This is a genomic window from Streptomyces megasporus (assembly GCF_000718985.1).
GTDB classification, from domain to species: domain Bacteria; phylum Actinomycetota; class Actinomycetes; order Streptomycetales; family Streptomycetaceae; genus Streptomyces; species Streptomyces megasporus.
On the sequence record NZ_JODL01000004.1, the window covers coordinates 258,628 to 274,570 of the forward strand.

At 72.1% G+C, this 15,943-nt stretch carries 16 protein-coding genes and 1 tRNA gene; 5 read left to right on the forward strand and 12 right to left on the reverse strand.

The window, feature by feature from the left end; all coding sequences use genetic code 11:
* Positions 1-6: 6 nt before the first annotated feature.
* The 4 genes from IF47_RS0105905 to IF47_RS0105920 are packed head-to-tail and all read right to left on the reverse strand — an operon-like array spanning position 7 to position 2,507.
* A complete protein-coding gene (locus IF47_RS0105905) occupies positions 7-567 on the reverse strand; it encodes a GTP-binding protein (protein WP_031507173.1) in 561 nt (186 codons plus the stop codon).
* A gap of 10 nt (positions 568-577) precedes the next feature.
* On the reverse strand, positions 578-952 hold the full coding sequence (locus tag IF47_RS0105910) for a DUF742 domain-containing protein (protein WP_051717088.1): 375 nt from the start codon (positions 950-952) through the stop codon (positions 578-580).
* Positions 949-1,329 (reverse strand): roadblock/LC7 domain-containing protein, encoded by a 381-nt coding sequence (locus tag IF47_RS0105915; protein ID WP_031507175.1) that lies wholly within the window; start codon positions 1,327-1,329, stop codon positions 949-951. The genes IF47_RS0105910 and IF47_RS0105915 overlap by 4 nt, the downstream gene beginning before the upstream one ends.
* 23 nt (positions 1,330-1,352) lie before the next feature.
* On the reverse strand, positions 1,353-2,507 hold the full coding sequence (locus tag IF47_RS0105920) for an ATP-binding protein (RefSeq protein WP_031507177.1): 1,155 nt from the start codon (positions 2,505-2,507) through the stop codon (positions 1,353-1,355).
* Between the two features lie 556 nt (positions 2,508-3,063).
* Between IF47_RS0105920 and IF47_RS0105925 the strand changes: the two genes are divergently transcribed.
* A complete protein-coding gene (locus IF47_RS0105925; protein ID WP_031507178.1) occupies positions 3,064-3,714 on the forward strand; it encodes a TetR/AcrR family transcriptional regulator in 651 nt (216 codons plus the stop codon).
* A gap of 2 nt (positions 3,715-3,716) precedes the next feature.
* On the opposite strand, the gene IF47_RS0105930 is transcribed toward IF47_RS0105925, so the two are convergent.
* Complete coding sequence (locus IF47_RS0105930) at positions 3,717-4,526, reverse strand: alpha/beta hydrolase (protein WP_037732001.1); 810 nt, start codon at positions 4,524-4,526, stop codon at positions 3,717-3,719.
* A 69-nt stretch (positions 4,527-4,595) separates the two neighbouring features.
* Here IF47_RS0105930 and IF47_RS0105935 point away from each other — a divergent pair, with 69 nt between their 5' ends.
* Complete coding sequence (locus IF47_RS0105935) at positions 4,596-5,948, forward strand: flavin-containing monooxygenase (protein ID WP_051717093.1); 1,353 nt, start codon at positions 4,596-4,598, stop codon at positions 5,946-5,948.
* Positions 5,949-6,006: 58 nt separating this feature from the next.
* Here IF47_RS0105935 and IF47_RS0105940 read toward each other — a convergent pair whose 3' ends face one another.
* A complete protein-coding gene (locus IF47_RS0105940) occupies positions 6,007-6,912 on the reverse strand; it encodes a LysR family transcriptional regulator (protein WP_031507182.1) in 906 nt (301 codons plus the stop codon).
* A 73-nt stretch (positions 6,913-6,985) separates the two neighbouring features.
* Here IF47_RS0105940 and IF47_RS0105945 point away from each other — a divergent pair, with 73 nt between their 5' ends.
* Positions 6,986-7,972 (forward strand): DMT family transporter, encoded by a 987-nt coding sequence (locus tag IF47_RS0105945; RefSeq protein ID WP_031507183.1) that lies wholly within the window; start codon positions 6,986-6,988, stop codon positions 7,970-7,972.
* Between the two features lie 10 nt (positions 7,973-7,982).
* Here IF47_RS0105945 and IF47_RS0105950 read toward each other — a convergent pair whose 3' ends face one another.
* The gene (locus IF47_RS0105950) at positions 7,983-9,323 is read right to left on the reverse strand and encodes an aminotransferase class I/II-fold pyridoxal phosphate-dependent enzyme (protein ID WP_031507185.1); all 1,341 of its coding nucleotides are present in this window, start codon (positions 9,321-9,323) and stop codon (positions 7,983-7,985) included.
* Positions 9,324-9,452: 129 nt separating this feature from the next.
* Here IF47_RS0105950 and IF47_RS0105955 point away from each other — a divergent pair, with 129 nt between their 5' ends.
* A complete protein-coding gene (locus tag IF47_RS0105955; protein ID WP_031507186.1) occupies positions 9,453-10,127 on the forward strand; it encodes a pyridoxamine 5'-phosphate oxidase family protein in 675 nt (224 codons plus the stop codon).
* 49 nt (positions 10,128-10,176) lie between these two features.
* Here IF47_RS0105955 and IF47_RS0105960 read toward each other — a convergent pair whose 3' ends face one another.
* The 4 genes from IF47_RS0105960 to selD all read right to left on the reverse strand — a co-directional run bounded on the left by IF47_RS0105960 (position 10,177) and on the right by selD (position 15,025).
* Complete coding sequence (locus IF47_RS0105960) at positions 10,177-11,193, reverse strand: DMT family transporter (RefSeq protein ID WP_245641009.1); 1,017 nt, start codon at positions 11,191-11,193, stop codon at positions 10,177-10,179.
* Positions 11,194-11,370: 177 nt separating this feature from the next.
* Positions 11,371-12,450 carry an EamA family transporter gene (locus IF47_RS0105965; RefSeq protein WP_078591587.1) on the reverse strand — a complete coding sequence of 360 codons (1,080 nt, stop codon included), beginning with the start codon at positions 12,448-12,450 and terminating at the stop codon, positions 11,371-11,373.
* Positions 12,451-12,481: 31 nt separating this feature from the next.
* Positions 12,482-13,030, reverse strand: a complete 549-nt coding sequence (locus IF47_RS0105970; protein WP_211257166.1) for a Clp protease N-terminal domain-containing protein — start codon at positions 13,028-13,030, stop codon at positions 12,482-12,484.
* Between the two features lie 948 nt (positions 13,031-13,978).
* Complete coding sequence (selD, locus tag IF47_RS0105975) at positions 13,979-15,025, reverse strand: selenide, water dikinase SelD (RefSeq protein WP_037732004.1); 1,047 nt, start codon at positions 15,023-15,025, stop codon at positions 13,979-13,981.
* A 134-nt stretch (positions 15,026-15,159) separates the two neighbouring features.
* Here selD and IF47_RS30565 point away from each other — a divergent pair.
* A tRNA-Sec gene (locus tag IF47_RS30565) sits at positions 15,160-15,252 on the forward strand.
* A gap of 25 nt (positions 15,253-15,277) precedes the next feature.
* Here the strand turns inward: IF47_RS30565 and IF47_RS0105980 are convergent.
* Positions 15,278-15,871, reverse strand: coding sequence for a DUF6939 family protein (locus tag IF47_RS0105980; protein ID WP_031507193.1), 594 nt, complete (start codon positions 15,869-15,871; stop codon positions 15,278-15,280).
* Positions 15,872-15,943: the final 72 nt, after the last annotated feature.

Below are 15,943 nucleotides of genomic sequence, written 5' to 3' on the forward strand. Positions count from 1 at the left end.
GAACTCCTAGTCGGTGCGGGAATGGAGGTATTCCACGAGGGTGATCAGCGTGTCGGCCGCGGACTTCCGGTCTCGGACGTCGCACGGGACCACGGGGGTGTCGTGGGGCAGGTTGAGCGCTTCACGGACCTCGTCCATGGCGTAGGAGGGGGAGCCGTCGAAGTGGTTGACCCCCACCGCGCACGGCAGCCCGTACTGCTCCACCAGGTCCAGGACCGGGAACGACTCGCCCAGCCGCTCCGGGTCGACCAACAGCAGCGCGCCCAGGGCACCGATGGACAGGTCCTCCCACAGTTGTTGGAAACGCTGCTGCCCGGGGGTGCCGAACAGGTACAGGACCAGCGTCTCGCTGAGGGTGAGGCGGCCGAAGTCCATGGCGACCGTGGTCGTGGTCTTGTCCGGGGTGCCGGCGAGGTCGTCGACCCCCGTACTGGCCTCCGTGATCAATTCCTCCGTGCGCAACGGCTCGATTTCGGAGATGCTGCCGACGAAAGTCGTCTTCCCGACGCCGAAGTGACCGACGACGAGGATCTTCACCGTCGATTGAACGGACGATCCCAGATGCATCGGGCCACGCTCATGCAAAACGCCTGCGGAGGCCATGCAGCACCTCCTTGAGAAGTTGCTTGTCGGCGCTCTCGGCACTCGGTACCGGCGCACGGGTCCAGATGAGCTTGTTTTCCGCGAGTTCGGCGAGAAGCGCTCGGACGATTCCCAGGGGAAGTCCCGTGTGTCCGGCGATCTCGACGACGGAGAGATAGCCTCCCGAGCACAGGTCCAGGATGCTGCGACTCTCCGGGGAGAGCACCCGGCTGTTGGGCGCCTCGTCCGTGACCGTGACCAGCGTCGTCACCGAGAATTCCCTTTCCGAGGGAAGTTCACGGCCATTCGTGATCACATAGGGCCGCACTAACTCGCCGCGCAGTTCGAAATCCGCATCCTCAGTGGTCACGCTTCACCAGCCGCCTCACGAGGCGGAGAGGTCATTTCCCTCCCGAGCCGCTGTACGAGTTGTTGCATGCGGAAGGTGATGTCTCCCATGTCGACGTCCGACGACGCCGACACGGCGAGGTAGGCACCGTTGCCGGCCGCGATGAGGAACACCCATCCGTGGTCGAACTCGACCACCGTCTGGCGCCACCGCGGTGAGCCCGTGGGGCCCGCGAAGTTGGCCGTGGAGCGGCTGATCGACTGCAGGCCGCTCATCGCCGCGGCCGCGGTGTCGGCCAGGTCGGGGTCGAGTTCCACGGTCGCCCCGCGCTTGAGGCCGTCGGCGGAGACGAGGAGCGCGTGCTGCGCGCCGGGGACCTTCAGGATGTCCTCGAGCATCCATGACAGGTCTTGCTGAAACTTCAAGACTCCTGCCCTTCCTGGCTTGGCACGATGGGCTGTCGGCCGGTTCGCGTGCCCTGTTGGAACGCCGCCATCCTGGCCGCGGTCACCCTGCTGTCCTGTTCGGCCGGTTCGGCCGGCGTGGCCGGTTCGGCCGGTGCGGTCGGCCGGTCGTCGACTCGTGGCGTGCGCACCAGAGCGATGGGGGCCTTCCGCGCACCTCGCTTGGGCAGGCCGTTGACGGTGCGCTCGGAGGCCGGCTGCTCCCCGGGAGCGCTGTGCGGGACGGCGTCCACGGTCAGAGTGCTCCTCCGCTCGATGCGCTCCGTCGTCAGGAGTGTTTCGGGAAGACGCACGATCGCTCGCACGCCGCCCCAGGGAGAGGTGGTGCTGACGTCCGTGTGGAAGCCGAAGCGCCGTGCCAACTCCGCCACCACCGGGAAACCGAACTGCGGTGGGTTGCCCAGCTCGGACAGGCCCGGCCGGTACTCACCGGAGAACAGGGCGGCGGCCCGCTGCTTCGCCTCTTCGCTCATGCCGACGCCGGCGTCGTCGATGACGATGCACAACCCCCGCTGGACCGGCTGGAGGTTCACCTCGATCGTGGTCCCCGGAGGGGAGTAGCTCGCGGCGTTGGCCAACAACTCGGCGACGGCCAGGGCGACTCCGTCGACCGCGCTGGGCACCACGGCGAAACCGCTCTGGTCACGGATCTTGACGCGGTCGAACTGGCTGATCTGCCCCTGGGCGCTGCGGATCACGTCGTAGACCGACGCGGGTTCCTTCCGCCGCCCGGAGAAACCCCCGCACAGGACCGCGATGCCCAGCGCCCGTCGGGCGAACTGCGCGTTGGCGTGGTTCACTTCCAGGAGCGGCTGCAGGATCTTGTGGCCGCCGTATTCCCTCTGCAGTTCGTCGAGCTTGACCTGCTGTTCGGCGGCGAGGAGGCGAAGGGTCTGCATGGCGGACTTGAGGACCGTCGAGATTTTTCCGTCGGTGACCTCCTGCACTTCTCTGGCGGCCTCCTCGGCTTTCGCCTCGGCTTGGGCCAGCTTCTCCGTTAATCCCTTTTCCTGCCGCTTGGCTTTCAGACTCACTCGGACCGTCAGCCCTACGGAACCGAGCGCCACAGCGGCCAGGCTCCAGAAGGCCGGGTCCTGCGCATAACTTGCCATGGGTTCTCTCTGATGGAGGATCACGAAATGGGTCGAGCGGCACTGTGGTGTGAGGAGCACAAGGACGCACCGAGGTCTCAGTGGTCGGCCGCGCTCCTCGCCCCGCCAACAGGCATCAAGGCTAGCGGCCGACGCGCCGTCGGTTGTCCGGTACCGCCGAACAGATGGAAGCCCCCGCTCCAGAAGGCTGAATACTGCTTGGCAACCGCGGTGATCTTAGCATCATGCGTTGCTCCTTCCGCTGGAACAATGCCCCTTTTCGCCCCTACTGGGATTTCCGTCGACTTCCTTCGCCATTCGCCGAAGCCGCGACCATTCATCCGGTTCGAGAAGCATTCGCCCACCCCTTTCGGTAGACCGTTTCCTACACAAGAAGGGGATCGGCGACGCGGCAGCGCAACGATTCGGCCGGCGCCCGGGCGTCTCGTGAGGCCGGGCGCGGGACGGCCCGCGGCGGAGCCGGTCGGCTTCCGGTGGTTCCGCGAACGCGGCGGCGGGCCGTCGGTCCGGTGCGTCATGATGTGACCGGTGGTCACGACAGTGGAGGGAGACGGCGGTGCCGACGCCTACGTGGGAGCGGCTTCCGGAACAGCGGCGGCAGGCGGTGCTGCGTGCGGCGGAGGCCGAGTTCGCCGAGCACGGGTTCTCCCGGAGCAGCCTGAACGTCATCGCCCGCAACGCGGGGGTCGCCAAGGGCAGCCTGTTCCAGTACTTCGCCGACAAGGTCGACATGTACGCGCATCTGTCGGAGTTGGCCAGCGTCCGCATCCGGTCCGCGATGGAGGAGCACATCCCGGCGTTGCCGTGGGAGGAGGACTTCTTCGGCTCGTTCCGGGAGCTCGCGCATCTGTGGGTGGCCTACTTCGACTCCCACCCCCTGGAACTCGCGCTCACCGCCGCGGTGAACCTGGAGCCCGACAACACCGTGAGCTCGGCCGTTCGCCGGACCGTCAACCGTCACTACCTCGCGGTCCTGCGCCCGCTCGTCGAACGCGGCCGCGCCGCCGGCCACCTGCGCGCCGACACCGACCTCGACGCGATGCTGGCGCTGCTGCTGCTCATGCTGCCGCACCTGGCGCTCGCGCCGCGCAGCCCCGGCCTCGACCCGCTGCTCGGGTTGGACAGCGGTGATCCTCGACGGGTCGCCTCGGCGGTCGACCGACTGATCGACGTGTTCGTGGCGGCGTTCGGGGCCCCGCGGCCGTGAGGTCACGAGGCGGGCCGCGCCGTCGGCAGCCAGTCGAGGAGTGTCCGCAAGGGCTCGTGCCGGCGTGCGTCGAGCATCAGATCGTGACCCATGCCGGGGAACTCCTCGAGCACGGCGCCGTACCTGCGGGCGGTGGCCCGCACATCGCGAAGCGGAACCAGCCGGTCCTGCGGTGTGGCCAGCACCAGCACGGGCGCGTTCCCGCGAGGCGGGGGCGCGGGGCGGTGGAACAGCAGTTGGTACTGGGCCAGCGGCGACTCCGGTCCGCACCGGCCGGCGTGGCGTGCGGCGTCGGCGGGGGAAAGTTCCTCCACCAGGTACTCGGGCCGTAGCGGCAGCGAACCCCCCAGGACCATTCTGAGCGCATCGGTCGGGTGCCGGCGGGCCACGGCCAGCAGGGAGCCCACGGCGGGGTGCGCGGGGACCGGGGCCACCAGCACACCGGCGTGCGCGGAGTAGCGCGCCAGGGCCTTCTGCACCACCAGGCCGCCCATCGAGTGCCCGACCAGCACCGCTCGCCGCGGCAGGGACGCGGCGGTGTGCACGACGTCGTCCACGTAGTGGGACAACCGCGCCGTGCGGAGCGAGCCGGCACTCCGCCCGTGTCCGCGCAGCGACACCGCGTGGGCGGCGTACCCGGCGGTCGCCGCCTCCGACAGCCAGTGTTCCCAGCACCAGGCGCCGTGACCGAGGCCGTGGACGAACAGCAGAGGGGGCTTGGCCGGGTCCTCGACGGCGGGTATCGCGGACAGCAACTCCAGGCCACGCGGACCGCGGTGGCGCTCGATCCGTGCACACGGGTTGTTCTTCATGGCGTGCGACTCTACTGTGACCACCGGTCACATGACCAGTGGTCATACGCCTTTCCAGGAGGTCTCTCCGTGTCCGCTCTGCCCCGCGCCTGTGTCATCGGCGCCGGTTCCTCCGGCATCGCCGCCGCCAAGGTCCTTCACGAGCGGGGCATCCCGTTCGACTGCTTCGAGCTGTCCGACCGGGTCGGCGGCAACTGGGTGTGGAACAACAGCAACGGCGTCTCCTCGTCGTACAGGTCGCTGCACATCAACACCTCGCGGTCGCGCATGGAGTACAGCGACTTCCCGATGCCCGAACACCTGCCGAACTTCGCGCGACACGACCAGATCGCCGCCTACTTCGACGCCTACGTCGACCACTTCGGGTTTCGCGACCGGATCGCGTTCACCACCGGCGTCGAACACGTCGCGCCCCGGGACGGCGGCGGGTTCGACGTGCGCCTGAGCACCGGTGAGACCCGCCGGTACGACGCGGTGCTGGTGGCCAACGGCCACCACTGGGACCCTCGCATGCCCGAACCCGCCTTCCCCGGCGCGGAGACCTTCACCGGCCGGCAGATGCACTCCCACGACTACAAGGAGGAGTCGCAACTGGTCGGCAAGAAGGTCGTGGTGCTCGGGATGGGCAACTCCGCCATGGACATCGCCGTCGACGCCAGCTACCACGCGAAGGAGACCTACCTGGCCCACCGGCGAGGGGTCCACATCATCCCCAAGTACGTCTTCGGCAGGCCCTACGACGCCATCGCCGGCCGCGAGTGGATACCCGCCGCGGTCCGCTGGCGGCTGGCCCGGCCGCTGATGCGCGCCGCCACCGGACCGATGTCCCGCTACGGCCTGAAGGACCCCGACCACAGGTTCGCCGAGGCGCACCCGACGATGTCCAGCCGCATCCTGGACCGCCTCGCGCACGGCGCGATCACCCCGAAGCCGAACATCGACCACTTCGACGGGCCCGACGTGGTCTTCACCGACGGCACCCGGGTGGCGGCCGACCTGGTCGTGTACTGCACCGGGTACAAGATCTCCTTCCCCTTCTTCGACACCGACTTCCTCGACCCCAGCGGCGACAACCAGGTGCGGCTGTACCAGCGCATGTTCCACCCCACCGTCGCCGGCCTGTACTTCATCGGCCTCGTCCAGCCGCTCGGCGCGATCATGCCGATCGCCGAGCGGCAGTCGGAGCTGGCCGCGGACCACCTCCAGGGCCGCTACGCCCTGCCCGGGCTCGACCGGATGAACGCCGAGATCGACCGCCACCGGTCGGCCCTCGCCAAGCGCTACGTCGCCAGCAAGCGCCACACCATCCAGGTCGACTTCGACGACTACATGCGGGCCCTGCGCAAGGAACGCGCCGCCGGGGCCAAGCGCACCGGCGGCATGACCGTGACGCCCCGGGCGGCCGTCGGCCGCCCCCTCTGAGGCTCCCGCGCCCGGGGGCACGGCGCCTGCCCCTCGGGCGCGGGTCCGCCCCGCGCGGTCAGTCGAGGACGCCGTCCGCGGCCCCGCGCAGCGCCGCCACCGCCGCCCGGATGGACGGCCTGCGGTCGGCGTCCTCGCGCCAGACCGCGTAGACGTGCCTCTTCATCGTGTGCCGCACGGGGGCGACGACGACCCCGTGCGGCACCGGTCCGCGGCCGAGTCGGGGCGCGACGGCCACTCCGAGTCCGGCGCCGACCAGGGCGAGCTGGGTGTGGTGCTCCCCCGCCGTGTGGCGGATCCTGGGTTCGACGCCCTGGCCGCGCAGCGTGAACAGCAGCCAGTCGTGGCAGAACTCGCCGTCGGGCCAGGAGATCCACTCGTCGTCGGCGAAGTCCGTCAGCTCCACCGGGCCGGTTCCCGCGCGGGGATGGTCGGCGGGCATCGCCACGTCGGCGGGATCGTCCAGGAGCGGTTCCTTGGCCAGCCCTTCGGGTAGGGAGAGGGGACGGTTGTGCCAGTCCAGGACGACCGCGAGGTCGATGTCACCGCGCACCAGCCGCGGCACGGCGGTGTCGGGCTCCATCTCCTGGAGGTGGACGCGCAGGTGGGGGTGGGCGACGCGCAGGTCCGCCAGGGCGGCGGGGAACAGGCCGCGGGCGGCGGTCGGGAAGGCCCCCAACAGCAGTTCGCCGACGGCCCGGCCGCGGTGGGCCTCCAGGTCCGCCTCGGCGAGTTCGAGCTGGGAGAGGATGCGCTGGGCGTGCCCGGCGAGCAGACGCCCGGCGTCGGTGAGCCGGACGCCGCGGCCGTTCCGGGCCAGGAGCTGTTGGCCGGTCTCGCGCTCCAGTTTCGCCATCTGTTGGGAGACGGCGGAGGTGGTGACGTGCAGTCCCTCGGCCGCGCCGCTCACCGAGCCGTGGCGGGCGATGGCGTGGAGGACGCGCAGCCGGTCCAGGTTCAACATGTAAGCGATGCTACGTGATCGACTCCATCAATTCTCGCTTGTGCTTAACCTTGCGAAGCACGATCGTTGACGCATGTCCACTTCCGCTCCGCTCCGCGACACGCCGGCCCCCGACACGTCCGGCAGACCCGCCGGTTCCCTTCCGGGCGACCACCGGACCGGTCTCCGTCTCCCCTCCGTCGACTGGCGCGTCCGCTTCGCCGCCCTCTGCCTGATCTGGGGTTTCAGCTTCCTGCTGATCAAGGTCGGCACCCAGGGGTACGCCCCGCTCCAGGTCACCCTGGGCCGGGTGGTGTTCGGTACGGCCGTCCTCGGCGCGGTCCTGTTGGTCAGGCGCGAGCGGTTGCCCCGGGGGGCGCGGACCTGGGGGCACCTGGCGGTCGCCGCGTTCCTGCTGAACGCGCTGCCGTTCACGCTCTTCGCCTACGCCGAGTTGACCATCTCCTCCACCCTGGCGGGCATCTGCAACGCCACCACTCCGCTGTGGAGCATGCTGCTCTCCCTGGCCGCCCTCTCCGACGACCGGCCCACCAGGCGCGGCGTCGCCGGGCTCGGCATCGGCTTCGTCGGGGTCCTCGTCGTGCTCGGCGCCTGGCAGGGTTCCACCGGCCAGGACGCCGGGGGCACGGTCATGGCGCTGGTGGCCTCGGCGAGCTACGCCGTCGGCTGGGCCTACGTCCGGCGCACGCTGTCGAACTCCGGCGGTTCGAACCTGTCGATGTCCACCTCTCAACTCCTGCTGGGCACGGTGCAGTTGGCCGTGGTCACGCCGCTGTTCACCTCCTTCCCGACGTCGTTCCCCGTCGGTCCGCTGCTGGCGGTCGTGGCGCTCGGCGCCCTGGGCACCGGGGTGGCCTTCCTCCTGCAGTACGGGCTGGTGGCGGAGGTGGGGCCGACCACGGCCACCCTCGTCACGTACTTCCTCCCCGTGGTCTCCACCGCGGCCGGGGTGCTGCTGTTGGGCGAGCACTTGGCCTGGAACACTCCCGTCGGCGCGCTGATCGTGCTCGCCGGCGCGGCGCTCACCCGGAGCCGGCCGCGCCGGCGGGCGGAGCCGTAGCGGACGGCGCTCAGCCGTACCGCCGCGCCTCGATGGGCCGGATCGCCGACGCCACCGCGTCGGCGACCGGCCCGATGTCGTCCGCGGCCAGGTCGGAGACGGTCAGTCGGATGCCGGGCGGCGAGGCGATCCGGAACCGGGCGCCGGGAGCGACGGCCCATCCGGCGGCCAGCAGGCGGGCGACCGCGCCGGTCTCGTCGGGCACCGGCACCCACACGTTCATTCCGCTGCGCCCGTGCCCCGCCACCCCGCGCTCGGCGAGCGCGGCGAGCAGCGCGTCACGGCGCCGTCCGTAGGAACGGGCGACCTCGGAAGGGTCCACCGCGCGGCTCTCCCACAGGGCGGTGACGGTGTGCTGGAGCAGGTGGCTGACCCATCCCGGTCCGAGCCGCTGCCGTCCGCCCACCCGGTCGACGGTGACGGTGTCGCCGGTCAGCACGGCCAGCCGCAGGTCGGGGCCGTACGACTTGGCCACGGAGCGCACCAGCATCCAGTGGCCCGTGGGGCCGTCGGCGTCGGCCAGGGGGTGGAGGGGGAGGTCGACGATCCCGTGCCCGTGGTCGTCCTCGATCAGCAGGACGCCGGGGTGCCCGGCCAGCACCCGGCGCAACTCCCGGGCGCGGTCGGCGGAGACGGCTGCCCCGGTGGGATTCTGCGCCCGGTCGGTGACGACCAGGGCCCGCGCGCCCTGTCGCAGCGCGTGCTCCACCGCGTCCGGAAGCGGACCGTCGTCGTCGAGGGCGACCGGCAGCGTCCGCAGTCCCAGGGCCGGGACCAGGTCGAGCAGGCTCCCCCAGCCCGGGTCCTCGACGGCGACCGCGTCCCCCGGCCTGAGATGGGCCGTCAGGGCCCGTTCGACGGCGTCCAGGGAGCCGGAGGTGACGGCGACGGGACCGGCCGGCACGCCGTCGACGTCGAACGCGGCACGGGCGAGCCGGGCCAGGTCCTCGGTGAGGGCGGGGCCTCCGTAGAGCATCGGGGTCTTCTCGTGGCGATCGCCGGCGACGGCGAGGGCGTCGCGCGGCGACGGCAGCAGCGAGACGTCCGGGTTGCCCGTGGAGATGTCCCGCACGCCCTCGGGCGCCTCGACCCGGATCGCCTCTCGGGGGGTACTGGCCGGACGCGGTCGCACTCGGGTGCCGCGCCGCCCCGCCGTCTCGACCACCCCGCGTTCGCGCAGCATGCGGTAGGCGGCGGCGACGGTGTTGGGGTTCACGCCCAGTTCGGCCGCCAACTCCCGCATGGGCGGCAGGAGTCGTCCGGGCGCCAACTCCCCTGTTCCCACGCCCCGTTCCACGCTGGCGGCGATCTCGACCGCGCGCCGCCCCTCGATCCTATAATCTCCTAGCACAAAGACAAATATGCACTAGTGCAAAGCATGGAAGCAAGTCGGCGACTCGACCGGCCGACCGATCGCCCGTCCCGATCGGCCGACGGTTCGACGGAGCTCCGGTCCGACGGATACCCAGGGAGTGAGGCCATGTCCGACACAGCCCCGAGGAGCGCGTACGCTCCGACCCGGCGCACGGTTCCGACCCGTGGTCGCAAGCGCGCCACATACGACCGCGCGCTGGTGCACGCGATCCTCGACGAGGGGTACGTCTGCCACCTCGGCTTCGTCCGCGACGGCGCCCCGGTCGTGCTGCCCACCCTCTACGCCCGGGTCGGCGAGCGCCTGTACGTCCACGGCTCCACCGGCTCCCGCCCGCTGCGCGCGGCGGGCTCCTCCGGCGACGCCGGGCTGCCCGTGTGCCTGACGGTGACCCACCTGGACGGTCTGGTCCTGGCCCGTTCCGCCTTCCACCACTCCGTCAACTACCGCTCGGTGGTGGTGCACGGCACCGCCCGCCAGGTGACCGATCCGGCCGAGCGGGCGGTCGCGCTCGACGCCCTCGTCGACCAGGCGGTTCCCGGGCGCTCGGCCGACACCCGCCGGTCCGACGCCTGGGAGTCGGCCGCCACCGCCGTCGTCGCCCTGGAGTTGGAGGAGGTCTCGGCGAAGGTCCGCACCGGAGGCCCGAACGACGAGCCGGAGGATCTGGAACTCCCCCACTGGAGCGGTGTCGTTCCGGTGCGGCAGGTCCTCGGCCCCCTCGTGCCCGCCGACGACCTGGCCCCGGGCATCCCGGTGCCGGACTACCTCGCCGCCCTCTGAGGAGGCGGGACGGGCACGGATCGACGTCTCCCCGCGCCCGTCCCGCCGTTCACGCCCCGACGCCGGGCCCGGACGTCCGCCGAGCCCCGGACGCCGCACGGGCCTCGGCCACCGCCAGCCCCGTCACGGCGGCGAGCAGCAGCACGGTGCCCGCCACGGTGGCCCCGGTGAGCCGTTCGCCCAACAGCGCGACGGCGATCACGGTCGCGCTCACCGGCTCGATGAGCATGATCACCGAGGCGGTGGCGGCCCGGACGACCGCCGCCCCGGCGAAGTACAGCGCGTACGCCAGCGCCGTCGGCACCGCGGCCGTGTACGCCAGCAGGAGCAGGACCGACAGCGGGTCGGTGGTGGTCTGCGGCAGCAGTCCCTCGAGCAGGCCGAACGGCAGCAGGCAGACCGCTCCGACGCCGAAGGCCCAGGTGGTCGTGGTGTACGGATCGCCGCCGGAGCCGTCCCGTCCCATCCACCGGGTCAGCAGGGTGATGCCGGCGTATCCGGAGGCCGCCAGCAGCGCCAGGGCGACGCCCGCCGGCCGTACCGTCGCCCCGCCGCCTCCGAGGCAGAGCACCACCAGGCCGCCCAGCGCCCCGAGCACGGCCATCAGACCGCCGCGACCCAGCCGTTCGCCCATCGTCAGACGGGCGCCCAGCGCGATCAGCACCGGCCCGGCGCCGAGGGTGACGACCGTGCCGACCGCGAGTCCGGTGGCCTGGACCGCCGCGAAGTAGGCGGTCTGGAACAGGGTCAGGCCCAGCCCGGTGGCGACGATCCGCCCCGTCCGGCGCCGTCGCGGCTCGGGAACCGCCGGAGCGACGGCGCGTCGCCCTCGGACTCGGGCCCGCAGTGGGAGGTACGCCAGCAGCAGGGCGATGCCGCCGACGTACCGCCAGAACGACAGGGCCACGGGCCCCAGGTCGCTGACGCGGTACAGCAGGGCCGCGGCGGCTCCGGCGGTGCCCCAGGCGATCCCGGCGACGACCAGGTGAAGCAGGCCGCGCCGGACGGACAGGGCACCGGATTCGGGGCGTCCGGCACCGCCGGTGGGGACGGGAACGGCGGACACGAGGGGAGTGGGTTTCGACACGTGTGAGTTCTCCGCGTGGTTCGGGAAGTGGTCGCGTGGCCCCGTATGCGGGCAGCGGCGACACGCCCGGTGGCGATGACGCCCCGGTGCGGTCTTCCCGGCGGCCCGCCTTACGCGGCGGGCGGCGGCAGCACGGTCGAATGCATGGCCGCCACCTTAGGAGAAGGGCACCTGGGCGGACAACCGTCCCCCCTCGTCTCCCTCCATCTTCTCCCGCGCCTTCTCGTCCGCCTTCTCGTCCTCGTCCGCCTTCTCCTCCGCGCGCTCGGCTCCGCCGCCTCCGGCCACCGGCCCCTCCGGCGAAGCCGCAGGGGTGGCGCGCTGGGCGATGAACGCGCCGGCGAGCACCACCGCACCACCGAACACCTGGACGGCCGACAGCCGTTCACCGAGCAGCACCCAGGCCAGTACGGTGGCGACGACCGCCTCCAGACAGGCCACGACCCCCGCCACCTGCGGCGAGAGCCTGCGCACCGAGATCACCCCGGTCAGGTAGGCGATCACGGTCGCCACCAGCACGATCCAGGCCAGCAGCACGATGGCGGGCACCTGGGCGCCGCCCACCTCGGCCCGTCCGGCGAGCACCGACCATGTCATCTCCCACGGGCGGGCGACGGCGGTGAGCACCAGCGCGCCGATCAGCAACCCGTAGGCGATGACGCCCAGCGGGTCGGGCGCCGCGCCGTCGGAGGAGGCGGTGCCGTGGTCGGAGAGCACGAAGTAGCCGACCTGGCAGCAGGCCGCGCCCAACGCCAGCAGCAGCCCGATGGGGTCGAACCCGAGCCCGGCCCAGATCTCCACCACACAGGCCAACCCGCCGACGGCGAGCACCACCCCGACACCCGCCGCCCGGGTCACCGGCCTGCGCTGGACGAAGCGCACCCAGCCCAGCACCAGCGCGGGCGCCAGATACTCCACCAACAGCGCGACCCCGACCGGGATACGGGAGATCGCCGCGAAGTAGCAGGCCTGCACACCCGCGACGGCCAACAGTCCGAACCCGGCCAGCAGCGCCGGACGCCGCAGCAGCAGGCCACGGTGTCGCCAGGCGAGCGGCAGCAGGACGACGGCGGCCCCCGCGACCCTGAGCCAGGTGACGTGCAGCGGATCGAGACCGGCGTTGATCAGCGGTTTCGCCGCGGGACCGGAGCCGCCGAACGCGAGGGCCGACAGCAGGGCGAGGGTGAGTCCGGCGCTCCTCCCGGGGAGGGCGGACGACGGTGTCGTGGCGTGCATCGGCCCATCATGGCAGGGCGCGACAGGAGCGTCAGCGACAGTGCCCCTGACCACAGGGATCGTCGACGCGGACCACGGCCGGCTCCTCGGGTATCACGCCCGCGCGACGCAGCACCTCCACCGCCCGGCACCGCGGATCGGAGACCAGCGCGGCCAGCAGGTCCGTCCCCTCGGCCGGTGCGCCGCCCCGCTCCCGCGCCCGCCGCAGCGTGCCCTCCAGCGCCACCACCGCGGCCGGGGACCAGCCGGTCGGGCCACCGTGGCGGCCCCCGCGGTCCACCGTCGCTCCCGACGCCACGCCCTCGACCGTGCCCTGCCAGCGCAGCCCGTAGCCGATGCTGCGCTGCGCCAGATAGCCCAACAGCCGCGTCAGCCGTGCCGGACCGCCGAGGGCCGCACGGACGGCCGGGTCGCACTCGATCAGGGCGTGCAGCAGATGGGCGGTGTCGACGTGCCGGTCGCCGTCCCGTCCGGCGCGGCGGCGCGCGCTCGACAGCGCCGCGACCAGCTCCGCACCGAGCAGGTCACCGGCGTGCGGCCCCGTGTTCGCGGGGCTCGGGAAGGGCGTACGGCTGTGCACGTACCAACCCCATCATCTTCCCCGCGCTCCGGCATCCGCGTCCGGGGCCATTCGCCCGTACCACCTCGGGAGGGGACAGGGTGCGCCGTCTCCTCCTCGGGACGGAGGAACGAGCGGTCCCGTTTCGCGTCGCCGACGGCCGCGCGGCACGGGATCGTCCGCCGTGGCCAGGGCGTGCGCGGCTCGGATCGAGGAGGTGATGTCCGCGTGCCCGGACCACCGGTGGGAAGCCGTGTTCGGCGTGGCGCGACCAGTCCCCTGAGGTCCGTCGTTCCACAGGCAGCCGACCGTCCGTGCCGAGCCGCCGGCCGCCTCCCACAGGTCCGCGAAGGTCTCGGCGATGCCGTCCAGGCCCCGGCAGAAGTGGTAGGTCCAGCAGAACGGCCGTCCCTCCGCGTCCGTGGTAGTAGACCTGCCAGGGGAAGGTGCCGGACACGCAGGGGACGCCCTCCTCCTCGCAGGTGTCGGCGACGGCCGGGAGGACTTCCGTGCCGGCCAGGGTCAGGACGATCCGCGCCCCCTCGTCCCGCACCGGTTCCCGTACCGCCTCCCGCGTCCCGTCGGCGCACGAGCGGCTGTCCCGGCTCGCCAGGCGCACCTCGTGGCTCGGTCCGCCGTTCTTGACGCGCCGTAGCTCCGGCTCCACCCGGGACATGGCGAACGCCAGGGGATCCCCCGATTTCGACAACCGCCCCGTGCGCGCGATCACCACGCCCACCGTGAGGGCTCCTCCGACCGCACCGTTCGTCTCCCCCACGAACCGACCCTTTCCCCGAACCGGACATTCCGCCTCGGCCAACCACGAGCGGGCCGGAACGTCACGGACGGCCGCCGAAGTCGTGACACGGGTCGGTGGGCGGCGCCGTCCGTGTGCTCCTCGGACACGTCACGCCCCGGTGGGCACGCCGGGGCGCGGTGCCGGCCGCCCCTCCGGCACCGGCCGTCGGCTCAGCGGACCACCACGGCGTGCTCCCCCGCCGGAACCAGTTCGCCGATCACGGGCGCCCCCGGGATCTCTCCGGCCACCAGCAGGCCGCCGGAGGTCTGGGCGTCGGCGAGCAGCAGCCGGGTGGACTCGTCCGCGGCGCCGAAGTCGGTGTGCGGCGCGACCCAGTCGAGGTTGCGGCGGGTGCCTCCGCTGACGTAGCCGTCGCGGACCGCCTCCCGGGCTCCCTCCAGGTAGGGAACGGCGGTGGAGTCCACCACGGCGGTCACTCCCGAGGCCCGGGCCAGTTTGTACAGGTGGCCCAGCAGCCCGAAGCCGGTGACGTCGGTGGCGCACCGCGCTCCGACCGCCACCGCCGCCTCGGAGGCCTCCCGGTTGAGGGACGCCATGGTCTCCACCGCGTGCTCGAAGAACTCGCCGGTGGCCTTGTGCCGGTTGTTGAGCACCCCCAGGCCCAGCGGTTTGGTCAGCGACAGCGGCAGCCCCGGCCGTCCGGCGTCGTTGCGCAGCAGCTTCTCCGGGTCGGCGATCCCGGTGACGGCCATGCCGTACTTGGGCTCCACGTCGTCGACGCTGTGGCCGCCGCCCACGTGACAGCCCGCCAGGCCCGCGACCTCCGCCCCACCGCGCAGCACCTCCCGCGCCAGGTCGAACGGCAGCCGCTCCCGCGGCCAGCCCAGCAAGTTCACCGCCACCAAGGGGCGACCGCCCATGGCGTAGACGTCGGAGAGCGCGTTGGCCGCGGCGATCCGGCCCCAGTGGTACGGATCGTCCACCACGGGTGTGAAGAAGTCGGCGGTGGCGATGACGGCGGGGCCGCCCGGCGGGCCGGGGAGGCGGACGGCTGCCGCGTCGTCGCCGGTGTCCAGGCCGACCAGCAACTCCCCCGTCGGGTCGTCGGGCGCCGCGCCCAACAGCCCCGCCACCGTCTCCTCCAGCTCACCGGGCGGGATCTTGCAGGCGCAGCCGCCGCCGTGCGCGTACCCGGTCAGCCGTACGGGCGCCCGCTCCGCGCCTCCTTGACGGTCCGTCTCGTCCCTGGTGTACATCGCGCGTTCCCTTCTCTCCGACGCGTCCGGCAGTCATTGCCCCGCGCCCGTCTCCGGAAACGCCGTGCCGGAGATTGACTCCCGTCGGAGGGCGGGTTTGGATGATCCACGTCGGGGCGGCTCCGTCCCGGCAAGGAGGCGTAAGGGTGCCTGGTGGCCCTCCCGGTCTTCAAAACCGAGGTGTCCGAGGATCTCGGGCAGGTGGGTTCGATTCCCATCCGCCTCCGCCGATCGGCCCGCGGCCCGCGGCGCTCATCCCACCCGCTCGTCCGTCCGGGTCGGGGTCGGCTCCTCCTCGCTCGGCCAGCGGCCCTCGACGTACCGCCGGACGAGCGCGGCGTGGGAGAGCGGGCTGCCCAGGTCGAAGACGTCGCCGTTGGTGGTGTGGTCGAGGAGCACCACGTCCGACGTCTCGGCCTTCGCGCGGAGCCGTTCGACCAGGTCCGCGACGCGGTTCTCCAGGACCCACCGGTAGGACGGCAGGTAGATACGTCGGCGGGCCGACTCGTAGTCCAACAGCCGCTCCCCCGTCGGGCCCATGCGGTGCCCCCGCACCGGCCCGTACCGGCGTACCGTCCGCTTCAGCCCTCTCATCGTGGCGACGTCGAGTTTCGACAGGTCGACGTCGACGTCCCGGAAGACCTTGAGCGCCTGCCAGATTCCCTCCACGGAGCGGCTCGTCAGACCGTCCGAGAAGGGCACCGGTATGCCGCCGTGCGGGAAGAACGGGCTCAACCGCACCCACGGCTCCTCCGCCCGGGAGGTCACGTCGACGACCTCCGCGCCGGGGAACGCCTTGTCCAGCGAGGCCGCCGTACGGCGGCGGTTGGCCACATGGATCGTCATCGAACGGTCTCCTCCTCGGTGGTGCCGTCCACCGAGGATCTCCCACACCACTGACAACGCGGCCGTCGACGG

What these genes read in the sequence shown, in the direction of transcription:
- IF47_RS0105965 (WP_078591587.1), bottom strand. Translation starts at nt 12,450, where the DNA reads ATGCACGCCACGACACCGTCGTCCGCCCTCCCCGGGAGGAGCGCCGGA.
- IF47_RS0105920 (WP_031507177.1), bottom strand. Translation starts at nt 2,507, where the DNA reads ATGGCAAGTTATGCGCAGGACCCGGCCTTCTGGAGCCTGGCCGCTGTG.
- IF47_RS0105930 (WP_037732001.1), bottom strand. Translation starts at nt 4,526, where the DNA reads ATGAAGAACAACCCGTGTGCACGGATCGAGCGCCACCGCGGTCCGCGT.
- IF47_RS0105940 (WP_031507182.1), bottom strand. Translation starts at nt 6,912, where the DNA reads ATGTTGAACCTGGACCGGCTGCGCGTCCTCCACGCCATCGCCCGCCAC.
- IF47_RS0105945 (WP_031507183.1), top strand. Translation starts at nt 6,986, where the DNA reads ATGTCCACTTCCGCTCCGCTCCGCGACACGCCGGCCCCCGACACGTCC.
- selD (WP_037732004.1), bottom strand. Translation starts at nt 15,025, where the DNA reads ATGTACACCAGGGACGAGACGGACCGTCAAGGAGGCGCGGAGCGGGCG.
- IF47_RS0105980 (WP_031507193.1), bottom strand. Translation starts at nt 15,871, where the DNA reads ATGACGATCCATGTGGCCAACCGCCGCCGTACGGCGGCCTCGCTGGAC.
- IF47_RS0105915 (WP_031507175.1), bottom strand. Translation starts at nt 1,329, where the DNA reads ATGCTCGAGGACATCCTGAAGGTCCCCGGCGCGCAGCACGCGCTCCTC.
- IF47_RS0105905 (WP_031507173.1), bottom strand. Translation starts at nt 567, where the DNA reads ATGCATCTGGGATCGTCCGTTCAATCGACGGTGAAGATCCTCGTCGTC.
- IF47_RS0105955 (WP_031507186.1), top strand. Translation starts at nt 9,453, where the DNA reads ATGTCCGACACAGCCCCGAGGAGCGCGTACGCTCCGACCCGGCGCACG.